Raw genomic sequence first — 12,247 nt, forward strand, 5'->3', positions numbered from 1 at the left:
GGAACTGCGCGAGCAACCACACACAACCCGCAGCCGTCCACCGTCCCGCAGTACCCACCCACAACCGCGACCTCCCCCAACCCAGCGGAGCGACTACGCTCAGGGCCGTACGACCTTGATCCGAGCTTGATCCAGGGGAGGCCGGGGATGATGGCGCCGGGGCGCAGGAGCAGTACCTTCTCGCGGCTGCTGCGGCACGGCTTCACCGATCCTTCGGCCGCCGAGCGGCTCCTGGAGAGCACCGAGCTGACGCCGGTCAAGGACGACCCGGTGCTGCTCGACGCGCTCGGCGCCACCGCCGACCCCGACCTGGCGCTCCTCGGCTTCGTCCGGCTGTTGGAGGCGCAGCCCGACCGCACCGCGCGGCGCGAGCTGCTGGACACGGTGATCGCGGCGAAGCCGTTGCGGGACCGGCTCCTCGGTGTGCTCGGCGCGTCGGCCGCGCTCGGCGATCACCTCGCCCGGCACTCGCACGACTGGCAGGCGCTCGTCATGTACGAGCCGGAGGACCTGCACCCGGGGGTGGAGGAGTTCGAGCGGGGGCTCGCCGAGGCCACGGACCCGGTCTCCCTGCGCGTCGCCTACCGGCGCTGCCTGCTCTCCATCGCCGCCCGTGACGTGTGCGGCACCACCGACGTCGCCCAGACCGCCGCCGAACTCGCCGACCTCGCCACCGCGACCCTCCGCGCCGCCCTCGCCCTCGCCCGCGCCGCAGCGCCCGAGGACGCCGCGCTGTGCCGGCTCGCGGTCGTCGCGATGGGCAAGTGCGGCGGCCACGAGCTGAACTACGTGTCCGACGTCGACGTCATCTTCGTCGGCGAGGCCACGGACGGCGCGGACGAGCAGAAGGCGCTGCGGGCGGCCACCCGACTCGCCTCCCACCTCATGCGGATCTGTTCCGAGACGACCGTCGAGGGCTCCATCTGGCCCGTCGACGCCAATCTCCGGCCCGAGGGGCGCAACGGGCCGCTCGTACGGACCCTCAGCAGCCACCTCGCCTACTACCAGCGCTGGGCCAAGACCTGGGAGTTCCAGGCCCTGCTGAAGGCCCGACCCGTCGCGGGGGACACCGACCTCGGCGAGGAGTACATCGCCGCGCTCGAACCCCTCGTCTGGAAGGCCGCCGAGCGCGAGAACTTCGTGCCCGACGTGCAGAAGATGCGGCGCAGGGTCGTCGAGAACATCCCCGCCGCCGAGATCGAGCGCGAGCTGAAGCTCGGCCCCGGGGGCCTGCGCGACGTCGAGTTCGCCGTGCAGCTCCTGCAGCTGGTGCACGGGCGCGGGGACACGTCACTGCGCAGCGGGACCACGCTCGACGCGCTGGGGGCTCTCGCCGCGGGCGGGTACGTGGGGCGGGCCGACGCCGTGCAGCTCGACGAGGCCTACCGCTACCTGCGCTCCATGGAGCACCGCATCCAGCTGTTCCGGCTGCGCCGCACCCACCTCGTCCCCGAGTCCGAGGACGACCAGCGCCGCATCGGACGGTCCCTGGGCCTGCGCACGGATCCCGTCGCCGAGCTGAACCGCGAGTGGAAGCGGCACGCGGCCGTCGTACGGCGTCTGCACGAGAAGCTCTTCTACCGGCCGCTGCTCGACGCCGTCGCCCAGCTCGCCCCGGGCGAGAGCCGGTTGCGCGCCGACGCGGCCCGCGAGCGGCTGGTCGCCCTCGGGTACGCTGACCCGGCGTCGGCGCTCAGGCACCTGGAGGCCCTCGCGTCGGGCGTCACCCGCAAGGCCGCGATCCAGCGCACCCTGCTGCCCGTCCTCCTGGGCTGGTTCGCCGACTCGGCCGACCCGGACGCGGGCCTGCTGAACTTCCGCAAGGTCTCGGACGCCCTCGGCAAGACCCCCTGGTATCTGCGGCTCCTGCGCGACGAGGGCGCCGCCGCCGAGAACCTCGCCCGTGTGCTGTCGGCCGGCCGCCTCGCCCCCGACCTGCTGCTGCGCGCCCCCGAGGCCGTCGCCCTGCTCGGCGACGGCGACGGCAGGGGTGGCGGCCTCGAACCCCGCGAACGCGAGCACCTGGAACAGGAGATCCTCGCCGCCGTCGGACGCTCCGAGGGCCCCGGGCAGGCGGTCGCCTTCGCCCGCGGAGTGCGCCGGCGCGAGCTGTTCCGCACGGCCGCCGCCGACATCGTCGCCTCCTACGGCACCGAGGAGGCACCGGGCGACGCCGACCAGGGCGCGCTGGTGGAGCTGGTGGGCGGCGCGGTGTCCGACCTCACCGCGGCCACCCTCGCGGGCACGCTGCGGGCGGTCGTACGCGACGGGTGGGGCGACACGCTGCCCACCCGGTTCGCGGTCATCGGCATGGGCCGGTTCGGCGGGCACGAACTGGGCTACGGCTCCGACGCCGACGTCCTCTTCGTGCACGAGCCGCGCGACGGGGTGGAGGAACAGGAGGCCGCACGGGCCGCCAACACCGTCGTCGAGGAGATGCGCCGGCTGCTCCAGCTGCCCAGCGCCGACCCGCCCCTCCTGATCGACGCCGACCTGCGGCCCGAGGGCAAGTCCGGGCCGCTGGTCCGGACCCTCACGTCGTACGAGGCGTACTACCGCCGCTGGTCGCTGGTGTGGGAGTCACAGGCACTGCTGCGCGCCGAGCCCGTCGCGGGCGACGAGGACCTGGGCCGCCGCTTCATCGACCTCGTCGACCCGCTGCGGTATCCGGCCAAGGGGCTGGGCGACGACGCCGTACGGGAGATCCGGCGGCTCAAGGCCCGTATGGAGTCGGAGCGGCTGCCACGCGGCGCCGATCCCACGCTGCACGCCAAACTGGGGCGCGGCGGGCTGTCCGACGTCGAGTGGACCGTCCAGCTCCTCCAGCTCCGCCACGGCTGGGCGGAACCGGCCCTGCGCACCACCCGCACGCGCCGCGCCCTGGGCGCCGCGTGCGCCGCCGGGCTGATCGCCGAGGAGGACGCGGCGACGCTGGACGAGGCGTACGCGGCGAACCGTGCGAACGCCGCGGAGGCCGCGCGCATGGCCGCGGCTCACGGAGACCGGGAGCGGGCCGCGGCGGACTGGTCCATAGCCGTGCCCTCCCGGCAGTTCCTCTCCTTCGACGGACGCGGCTCCGGACAGGCCGTCGAGGTCTTCGGCGACCTGGCGCACGCCGAGCGCGTGGCCGTCCTCGTCCCCGGCTCCGACACGACCCTGGACACGTGGGACCGCTTCCGCGCGGGCGCGACAGCCCTGATGGACGAGGTCGCGGCCGGATCCCGCGAGGGCGCGCACCGTCCACGCACCGCCGTCGTGGCCTGGCTCGGCTACGAGGCCCCGCGCACCGTCAGCACGACCGTTCTCACCACCGGCCGGGCCGAGTCCGCGGCACCCCGTCTGGAGTCGTTCGTACGGGAGCTGCGCGGGCTGGTCGGCCAGGACGCCCGCATCTCCCTGCTCTGCCACTCGTACGGCTCGGTCGTGTGCGCCCGCGCGGCGGAGCGCTCGGACCACCGGGGCGCCGGACTCCAGGGGGCGGCCCACGTCGACGACCTCGTCTTCGTCGGCAGCCCCGGCACGGGCGCGAACAGTGCCGCAGCGCTGCACACCTCCGCGCGCGTGTGGGCGGCGCGGGGCGCCGACGACTGGATCGCCGACGTGCCACACACGAGCGCCGACCTCTTCGGCACCACCGTCGGTTTCGGTACCGACCCGGTCTCCCCGGCCTTCGGCGCCCGTGTCTTCGCGGCGGGCGACGGCGGCCACAGCGACTACTTCCGCCCGGGCTCCGTCTCCCTGGACAACCTCGCCCGGATCGTCCTCGGCGACACCTCGGAGGTGACCCGTGCGTGAGTCGGCCACACCGCTTCGGCCGGTGATCCAGCACATCCGCACCACGGCCCGTCGTCTCGACGCGGCCACTCCTCCGGAGAGGGACCGGGCCGTCGACGCCCTGCGGGCGTTCGCGATACTCGGCATAGTCCTCGGCCACTGGCTGGTGACCGCGCTGGTCGCGGACGGTGGAGCGCTGCGCGCCGCGAGCCCGCTGCGGGACATGCCCTGGCTGGCGCCGATCTCCTGGGTCTTCCAGACGCTGGCCGTGTTCTTCCTGGTGGGCGGCCACGTGGCGACGAAGAGCTACGCTGCGGCACGCGCGCGCGGGGTGGGGGCGCCTCCCGCTGGAGCGGAGTCGAGAGTGGCGGGGTACGGGGAGTGGCTGCGCACCCGTCTGAGCCGCCTGTTCGGGCCGGTCGCGGCCGTCCTCGTCCTGTGGACGGTGGTGGCGGCCGGCCTGCTCCTGACGGGTGCGGGCATGGGCACCGTGCACACGCTGGTGAAGCTGGCGCTGTCCCCGCTCTGGTTCCTGCTGGTCTTCGCCGTGCTGACGGCGGCGACCCCGCTGCTGACCCGGCTCAACCCGCTGTGGCCGCTGGCCGTCGTCCTCCACGTGGACCTCATACGCTTCGGCCTCGGCGGCCCGTCCTGGCTCGGCTGGGTGAACCTGGCGGCGGGGTGGCTGGTGCCGTACACACTGGGCGCGGCCTGGACACGCGGCGAGTTGGACCGCCGCCGCGCGGGCTGGATCCTGCTCACGGGCGGCGGCGTGGTGACGGCCGTCCTGGTCACTTGGGCCGGTTACCCCGCGTCGATGGTCGGCGTCCCCGGCGCGGCCGTGTCCAACCTCAATCCGCCCACCCTGACCGCCGTCACGTTCGGCCTCGCGCAGTGCGGCCTGGCGCTGCTGCTGCGCGCCCCCCTGCGCCGGGCGATGAGGCGCCCGGTGGCCTGGGCGGCGGTCGCCCTCGTCAACGTGTCCGCGATGACCGTCTTCCTCTGGCACCAGACGGCCCTGATGGCGACCACCGCCGTGGGCCTGACCTGGGGCCGCCTCCCTGGCCTGCACACGGCGCCGGACGGCCTGGCGTGGGTGGCGGCCCGCGTGGCCTGGCTGCCGGTGTTCGCCCTCGCGCTGCTGGTCTGCTGGGCCGCGTTCCACGGCTACGAGAGGGGCGGGCGCTCACGTGCCACCCGCGTTCGCCGGGGCTCGCGGGTGGTGCGGGTCAGTTGGCCGCGTTGCCGCCGAGAACCGGGGACGCGTCCGTGGAGACGCCGACCGCGGACGTCGACAGGGAACGCGAGCCGGTCGCCGTGATCTTCGTGCCGTTGGAGGGCAGGTAGACCACCGAGCCGTTGAAGCCGTTCTCGCCCAACGCGCCGATCGTCAGGTCGGCCTTGCCGTCGCCCGTGACGTCGGTGAGCTTCACCTCGTTGCCGAAGAAGTCGTCCTTCTCGTCCGAGCCGGGGACACCGGCCGTGGACTGGGCGAAGTACTGGTAGCCCGAACTCGTGCGAATGCCGGAGGACGAGCCGTAGAGGACCGTCACCGCGCCCGCGTCGACGACGCCGTTCAGGTTCTCGCCCGCCGCGCCGACCACCAGGTCCTGGAAGCCGTCGCCGTTGATGTCACCCAGCGAGAGCTCGCCGCCGAAGCCGTCGCCGCGCTCGGAGGTACCGGGGACGTTGCCGGTGTTCTGGGTCACGGACCTGGCCGTGGCTGGGCCGTCGGCCGAACCGTAGATGAGGTGGACCTTGCCGCCGGTGGCGGACTCGGGCACGGACGGCACGTCCGGGTCGTTGGACGGGTCCCAGGACTCGCCCGTGACGATGTCGCCGTAGCCGTCGCCGTTGATGTCGCCGATGCCGGTGATGATGCCGGGCTTCAGCTTCTGCGCGGACGCCGTGGTCAGACCGGAGGCCGAGCCGGGCACGTAGAAGTTGGCGTTCCAGCCGTACTCGCTGTCGGTCTCGTAGCCGTCGACGATCAGGTCGGTCCGCTTGTCGCCGTTGGCGTCGCCGGCGTTGAGCACGAGCGGGCCCGTGCCGTCGCCGGACTGGACGGGCGGCTTGACGGTGTAACGGCCGCCCGCGGTACCGGACCTGCTGATGCCGTCCTTGAAGACCCAGACCGTGCTCGACGTGGAGCCGACCGCGAGGTCCTCCGTGCCGTCGCCGTCGAAGTCGCCCGCGGCCAGGGACTTGCCCCACCGGTCGTGGGAGGAGGGCGCCGGGTCCGCGAGCGTCGTACCGCCCGACAGACCGCTCGACGACCCCCACAGGATCGCGACCGTGCCGCCGTCCGTGTCGCCGTCGACGTCCTCCCGTTCCGCGGTCACGGCGAGGTCGTCGAAGCCGTCGCCGTTGAAGTCGCCGTACGCGCTGCCCCAGCCGAAGGCGTCGTTGGTCTCGGCGCTGCCGGGCACGCCGGTGGTGTTCTGGCTGACCGTGGTGCGGTTGGCGGACGTCACGCCGTTCGCCGAGCCGTACAGGGCGACGATCTGGCCGGCGCCCTTCTTGCCGCCGACGGTGGCGTTGCCGGCCGAGTACGCGACGTCGCCGTACCCGTCGTCGTTGAAGTCCGCCACCGGGTGGTGGACCGAGTCGGCCGCCGTCGCCGTCACGGCCGAGAACGTCAGCAGACCGCCCGTCAGCGCGGCCGCGGTGGCCGTCGCGAGGGCGAGTCGCAGGTGCTGCTTGTGCATGCGGGAGTCTCCTGCGGCACACGGGACGCCTGGTGGGCGTCACACATCAATGGGGTGCCGTGCCACCCCTGTTCGCCCGGAGTTCTCCCGGGCTTCGTGAGGCGGTCGGCTAACAGGAGACCCACAGGGGTGGGGGAGGGTTGTACGGGAGTTCGAGAGAAATTCTTCGACCCGGTTCGTCAGCTGGTGCCCTACAGGAACTCGGCGGTCGAGAACGTGACCTGTGGCTCGGCGGCGACCACCCCGTTCTTCCGCCCCGGGTACACCGCGACCGTGTCCTTCGTCTCGCCCCGGTAGGTGCGTACGGCCAGGTCGGCACGTCCGTCCCCGGTGAGGTCGGCGACCGCCAGGACGCGGGTCGTGCCGGTGGCGGGCGGCTTCACGGTGATGACGGCGGAGGCGGCCGAGGCGGACAGCCCGCCCGTACGGCCCCGGAAGACCCTCAACCGCGAGCCGCTGGAGACGAGTTCGTCGAACCCGTCGCCGTCGAAGTCGCCCGTGTCGAGGACCGTGCCGGGTACGTCGAGCGAGCCGCGCGCGGCGGTCCGGGGGCCGGCGAGGTCGTACCGCAGAGACGTTTCGCCCTGGGAGCCGATCGCGGCGTCGAGCGCGCGCTCGCCCTTGCCGAAACGGCCGAAGGCGACGTCGGCTCCCGCGGGGAGCGCGAAGCCGGTGCGGGCCGGGCCGTTCGCGCCGCCGTACACGACGCTCGACGGGGACGCGTCGCCGCCCTCGCGGACCAGCAGGTCGTCGTAGCCGTCGCGGTTGACGTCGGCCGCGGGGCCGGTGGGGACGTTGCCCGGTGCGGTGAGCGGCTGCCCGGCCGCGCGCGGGGCGCCCTTGCGGGTGAACGGGCCGCGCAGGTAGGAGAGTTGGCTGGTCGAGGCGTGCAGGACCAGGTCGTTCGCGCCGTCCCCGTCGAAGTCGCCGCACACCGGCTGGTCCGGCCAGTCGTTGCCGGCCCTGGCGCGTGCGGGGACGGAGAGCTTGACCGCCTTGCCGGTCAGGCCGCCCGGCGAGCCGAACAGCACCTGCAGGGGCACGGGAGGCTGACCCTGACCGTCGTACGGCGGGTCGGTGGAGACTACGAGGTCGGTGAAGCCGTCCTTGTCCAGGTCGCAGCTCTCCTCGGCGTCGAAGACCGCGGGGAGCCGGCCCTTGGTGGCGGCGGCCTGCTTGGCCGGGGAGAGCAACTGCCGTGCGCCCGGCCGCAGTCCGCCCTTCGTGCCGTACACGATCCCGATGCCGGCGTCGTCCGCGTGGCTCTGCTGCTTGACGAGGTCGTTCAGGACCAGGTCCCGGTGGCCGTCGCCGTTGAAGTCGTCGGCGACCTTGCTGCCGTCCCCACGCGGCACGGGCACCCGCGCGTGCGCCTTCGCCACGGTCACGGGGCCGGGCTTCTTCGCGGGGGCGTCGCTGTGCTGGGTGGATCCGCAGGCGGTGAGGAGGGCGCATCCGGCTGTCAGCGTCGCCGTCACCCACATACCTGTTCTGCGCCCGCGCACCGTCCACCCCATCCGAACCGTCCACCCTGCCCGCACCGATGACAACAACCGAGCCATCATGCACGTGTTCGAGTGGAGCGGTAAGGGGAGGGTGCGCCAAGTGGCCCCCCGCCCCCACGCGTTCAGAGCTTTCGGGACACCCCGACATCGGCCGGTGAGAAGTGGCTGGTCCTCTCGGGATCCAGGCCCTCGTCCGTGCCGTACACGACGAGGAACATGCCCTTGCGCTTCTCGTACAGCGGCAGGAACAGCACCGCGTCGTCGTGGTCGTCGCCGTTCACGTCGAGGAGGGGCGGGTCGGCGGTGAAGTCGTTCCACTCGTACGGGTTGCGGGTGCCCGGCAGGCCCTTGGTCTTCGAGTCCATGCTGGTCGCGCGGTCGGTCGGGGCGAGGCTGCCGTCGGAGGTACCCGGGACGAGGGTGAGCCGGCCGTCGTGGTTGCGGAAGCTCGGCGCGCTGACCAACAGGTCGGGCCGGCCGTCACCGGTCATGTCGCCCGCTGCGGCCGGGGAGCCGAAGCCGCCACCGACGTCCGGCGCGACCGAGGCCACGTCCCGCCCCGCGCCGAGGCCCGCCTTCGCACCGTAGAGCACACGCAGGACGCCGTCGCCACTGCCGACGCTGTCCTTGATCAGCAGGTCGTCCAGGCCGTCCCCGTCGGCGTCGCCCACGTCCGCCGTGACCCCGTCGAAGCCGTTCCACAGGTCCAGGTCGGACAGGGCGGCCTTCAGAAGGGAATCCGCAGGAAGGCTGCCGTCGGCCGCGCCCTCCCGCATCTCCATCTGCTCACAGGGCGGCGTCGTCTCGTCCTCGTAGTCCACGCACTCGTAGTGCAGGAGCACCTCGGCGCGGCCGTCCCCGTCGAAGTCGCCCGTCGTGGTGCGGGCCGGGGTGGCCCAGCCGTCCTGGCCCAGGTCGAGGGGCACAGCGCGGGCGGGGGCGCCCTTGCGGTCGTACGGGCCGAGGAGCATGCGGCCGTCGGTGGCGTCCTGGACCGTGGGCCGGTCGGGGGACTTCTTGAAGCCCGCGTCGAGGAGGTCGGTGCGGCCGTCCCCGTCGAAGTCGGCCACGGCCATCAGCCGGGTGTCCTTCGGCACGGCCAGGTCCTTCGGCTCGGACAGCCCGCGTGGGCCGCCCCACCACACGCGGGCGCCCGTCGCCCCGGTGAACCGCTCGGGATAGGCCCCGATGCTGTTCTCGTAGGGCGTGCCCTCCTTCGTCATGTCCGGTCTCCCGGCGAGCAGGTCGGTGTAGCCGTCCCCGTCCAGGTCGGCGCGGAACAGCTCCCCGCCCGCGACGTCCGTGTAGTGCCGGGACCACCCGGGATGCAGGCCCTCGTTCGAGCCGTAGACGATGACGAGGTGCGTGGAGTACCGCTTGTCGGCGCCCTTGGAGGAGGCGACCACGTAGCCCGCGTAGTCGTCGTAGCCGTCTCCGTTGAAGTCGCCGGTGTCGAGGGCCTTCGGGTCGGCCGCGGGTTTGCCGGCGGCCGGGCGCTCGCCCCGTGGCGGGGCATCGTCCTCCGAACCCGAGCAGGCCGTCGCGGCGAACAGGAGGGCGGCGGTGAGGAGCACAGCAGTGGTTCGGGTGCGTGTCCGTACTCGTATCGCCGCCCGTGTCCGTTTGCCCGTCGTACGCGTCATACGTACGAGAACACGCCACCTCTCCGCCCGGTGCGGGGAGATGGCGTGTTCCGTTATGCGTTCGTGTACGAGCCTTTATGCGGGCCGCTGCTGGACCGGCGCTTACTTGACCGGCTGGGGCTCCGGCTCGTTCTCCGCGTCGGCCGTGCCCGCCGGGGGCTCACCGTCGTCCCCCTCGTCCTCCTCCTGGGCCGGGGTCTTGACGGAGTCGAGCAGCAGCTGGGCGACGTCGACGACCTGGATGGACTCCTTGGCCTTGCCATCGTTCTTCTTGCCGTTGACGGAGTCGGTCAGCATGACGAGGCAGAACGGGCAGGCGGTCGAGACGATGTCCGGGTTGAGGCTGAGGGCCTCGTCGACACGCTCGTTGTTGATGCGCTTGCCGATCCGCTCCTCCATCCACATCCGCGCACCACCGGCACCGCAGCAGAATCCCCGCTCCTTGTGGCGGTGCATCTCCTCGTTGCGCAGGCCCGGAACCTTGCCGATGATCTCGCGCGGGGGCGTGTAGATCTTGTTGTGGCGGCCCAGGTAGCACGGGTCGTGGTAGGTGATGATGCCCTCGACCGGGGTCACGGGGATCAGCTTGCCCTCGTCGACGAGGTGCTGGAGCAGCTGGGTGTGGTGGATGACCTCGTAGTCGCCGCCGAGCTGCGGGTACTCGTTGCCGAGGGTGTTGAGGCAGTGCGGGCAGGTCGCGACGATCTTCTTCGCGGACTTGGGCTTCTTGGTGCTCTCGTCCTCGTCGTCCTCGCCGAAGGCCATGTTCAGGGCGGCGACGTTCTCCATGCCGAGCTCCTGGAAGAGGGGCTCGTTGCCGAGGCGTCGTGCCGAGTCACCGGTGCACTTCTCGTCGCCGCCCATGATCGCGAACTTGACGCCCGCGATGTGGAGCAGTTCGGCGAACGCCTTGGTGGTCTTCTTGGCGCGGTCCTCAAGGGCACCGGCGCAGCCGACCCAGTACAGGTACTCGACCTCGCTGAGGTCCTCGATGTCCTTGCCGACGACCGGGATCTCGAAGTCGACCTCCTTGAGCCACTCCAGCCGCTGCTTCTTGGCGAGACCCCAGGGGTTGCCCTTCTTCTCCAGGTTCTTGAGCATCGTGCCGGCCTCGCTGGGGAAGGCGGACTCGATCATCACCTGGTAGCGGCGCATGTCCACGATGTGGTCGACGTGCTCGATGTCGACGGGGCACTGCTCGACGCACGCGCCGCAGGTGGTGCAGGACCAGAGCACGTCGGGATCGATGACGCCGTTCTCTTCCACGGTCCCGATGAGGGGCCGCTCGGCCTCCGCGAGGGCGGCCGCCGGTACGTCCTTGAGCTGCTCCTCGCTCGCCTTCTCCTCGCCCTCCATGGTCTTGCCGCCACCGGCGAGGAGGTACGGGGCCTTGGCATGCGCGTGGTCGCGCAGCGACATGATCAGCAGCTTGGGAGAGAGCGGCTTGCCGGTGTTCCAGGCGGGGCACTGCGACTGGCACCGCCCGCACTCGGTGCAGGTGGAGAAGTCCAGCAGGCCCTTCCACGAGAACTGCTCGACCTGGCTGACACCGAAGACGTCGTCCTCGCCGGGGTCGGTGAAGTCGATCGGCTTGCCGGCGGAGGTCATGGGCTGCAGGCCGCCGAGGGCGGTCTCGCCGGTCGCGTTCCGCTTGAACCAGATGTTCGGGAAGGCGAGGAAGCGGTGCCAGGCGACACCCATGTTGGTGTTGAGCGAGACGGTGATCATCCAGATCATCGTCGTGCTCAGCTTGATCATCGCGAACAGGTAGACCAGGTTCTGCAGCGCGGTGACGCTCAGGCCCTTGAAGGCGAGGACCAGCGGGTACGAGGCGAAGTACGCGGCCTCGAAGTGGTCCACGTCGTGCAGCGCGCCCTCCAGGCCGCGCAGGACGTAGATGGCGAGACCGATGGTGAGGATGACGTACTCGACGAAGTACGCCTGGCCCATCTTCGAGCCCGCGAACCGCGACTTGCGGCCCGGCCGCGAGGGGAGGTTCAGCAGGCGGATGACCATCAGCGTGGCGATGCCGAGGGTCGTCATCGCGGCGATGAACTCGATGTAGAGCTCGTACGGCAGGAAGCCGCCGATGACCGGGAGCGTCCAGTCGGCCTGGAAGAGCTGGCCGTACGCGGTGATGATCGTCGGCGGCAGCGTCAGGAAGCCGATCGCCACGAACCAGTGGGCGACGCCTACGATGCCCCAGCGGTTCATGCGTGTGTGGCCGAGGAACTCGCGGACCAGCGTCACGCTGCGCGCGTAGGGGTTGTCGGTACGGGCTCCGGCGGGCATGGGCTGGCCGAGCTTGAAGTACCGGACGAACTGGCCGATGGCGCGTGCGAGCAGGGCGACGCCGACCACGGTCAGGACCAGCGACACGATGATCGCGGCGAGTTGCATTTGGGGGCTCCTCGGGCCTGCGAGGGGTTTCTCCGAGGCGGATGCCGTCGCGCCCCGAAGCTCATTACTAAGCGGTAACTTATGCAGTCCGTCTGAGACTACCCACTTCTTGTGCCGCACTGTAGCCAGCGGGGCGGTGATCTGCGTCGCTGAGGGTTGCCTGAGTGGGGTTTCATCCCATATTGGTGCACATCGGCACAACCTGTGGGGTGGGGTG

Annotated in this window: 6 protein-coding genes; 2 read left to right on the plus strand and 4 right to left on the minus strand. The window is 71.7% G+C overall.

Translation table 11 applies throughout. The features are described 5' to 3' along the window. Positions 1-150 precede the first annotated feature (150 nt). Positions 151-3,795 carry a bifunctional [glutamine synthetase] adenylyltransferase/[glutamine synthetase]-adenylyl-L-tyrosine phosphorylase gene (locus FNH08_RS30460; RefSeq protein WP_407704483.1) on the plus strand — a complete coding sequence of 1,215 codons (3,645 nt, stop codon included), beginning with the start codon at positions 151-153 and terminating at the stop codon, positions 3,793-3,795. Beyond that, entirely contained in the window at positions 3,788-5,095 is a 1,308-nt protein-coding gene (locus FNH08_RS30465; protein ID WP_322725782.1) for an acyltransferase family protein, read from the plus strand. The genes FNH08_RS30460 and FNH08_RS30465 overlap by 8 nt, the downstream gene beginning before the upstream one ends. Here FNH08_RS30465 and FNH08_RS30470 read toward each other — a convergent pair. The 4 genes from FNH08_RS30470 to FNH08_RS30485 all read right to left on the minus strand — a co-directional run bounded on the left by FNH08_RS30470 (position 5,004) and on the right by FNH08_RS30485 (position 12,030). Continuing rightward, positions 5,004-6,482 carry an FG-GAP and VCBS repeat-containing protein gene (locus tag FNH08_RS30470; protein WP_152774749.1) on the minus strand — a complete coding sequence of 493 codons (1,479 nt, stop codon included), beginning with the start codon at positions 6,480-6,482 and terminating at the stop codon, positions 5,004-5,006. The two genes, FNH08_RS30465 and FNH08_RS30470, sit on opposite strands and share 92 nt — an antisense overlap. Before the next feature lie 191 nt (positions 6,483-6,673). Continuing rightward, entirely contained in the window at positions 6,674-7,966 is a 1,293-nt protein-coding gene (locus FNH08_RS30475; protein WP_152774753.1) for an FG-GAP repeat domain-containing protein, read from the minus strand. Positions 7,967-8,109: 143 nt separating this feature from the next. Next, on the minus strand, positions 8,110-9,630 hold the full coding sequence (locus tag FNH08_RS30480) for an FG-GAP repeat domain-containing protein (RefSeq protein ID WP_152774750.1): 1,521 nt from the start codon (positions 9,628-9,630) through the stop codon (positions 8,110-8,112). A gap of 102 nt (positions 9,631-9,732) precedes the next feature. Beyond that, complete coding sequence (locus FNH08_RS30485) at positions 9,733-12,030, minus strand: (Fe-S)-binding protein (RefSeq protein ID WP_152774751.1); 2,298 nt, start codon at positions 12,028-12,030, stop codon at positions 9,733-9,735. Positions 12,031-12,247: the final 217 nt, after the last annotated feature.

This window comes from Streptomyces spongiae, from assembly GCF_009377185.1.
Taxonomy (GTDB): Bacteria; Actinomycetota; Actinomycetes; order Streptomycetales; family Streptomycetaceae; genus Streptomyces; species Streptomyces spongiae.

Bases quoted from the DNA above. Each gene is read 5' to 3' on its own strand.
- FNH08_RS30460 (WP_407704483.1), top strand. From the start codon at position 151: ATGGCGCCGGGGCGCAGGAGCAGTACCTTCTCGCGGCTGCTGCGGCAC.
- FNH08_RS30470 (WP_152774749.1), bottom strand. From the start codon at position 6,482: ATGCACAAGCAGCACCTGCGACTCGCCCTCGCGACGGCCACCGCGGCC.
- FNH08_RS30475 (WP_152774753.1), bottom strand. From the start codon at position 7,966: ATGTGGGTGACGGCGACGCTGACAGCCGGATGCGCCCTCCTCACCGCC.
- FNH08_RS30480 (WP_152774750.1), bottom strand. From the start codon at position 9,630: ATGACGCGTACGACGGGCAAACGGACACGGGCGGCGATACGAGTACGG.
- FNH08_RS30485 (WP_152774751.1), bottom strand. From the start codon at position 12,030: ATGCAACTCGCCGCGATCATCGTGTCGCTGGTCCTGACCGTGGTCGGC.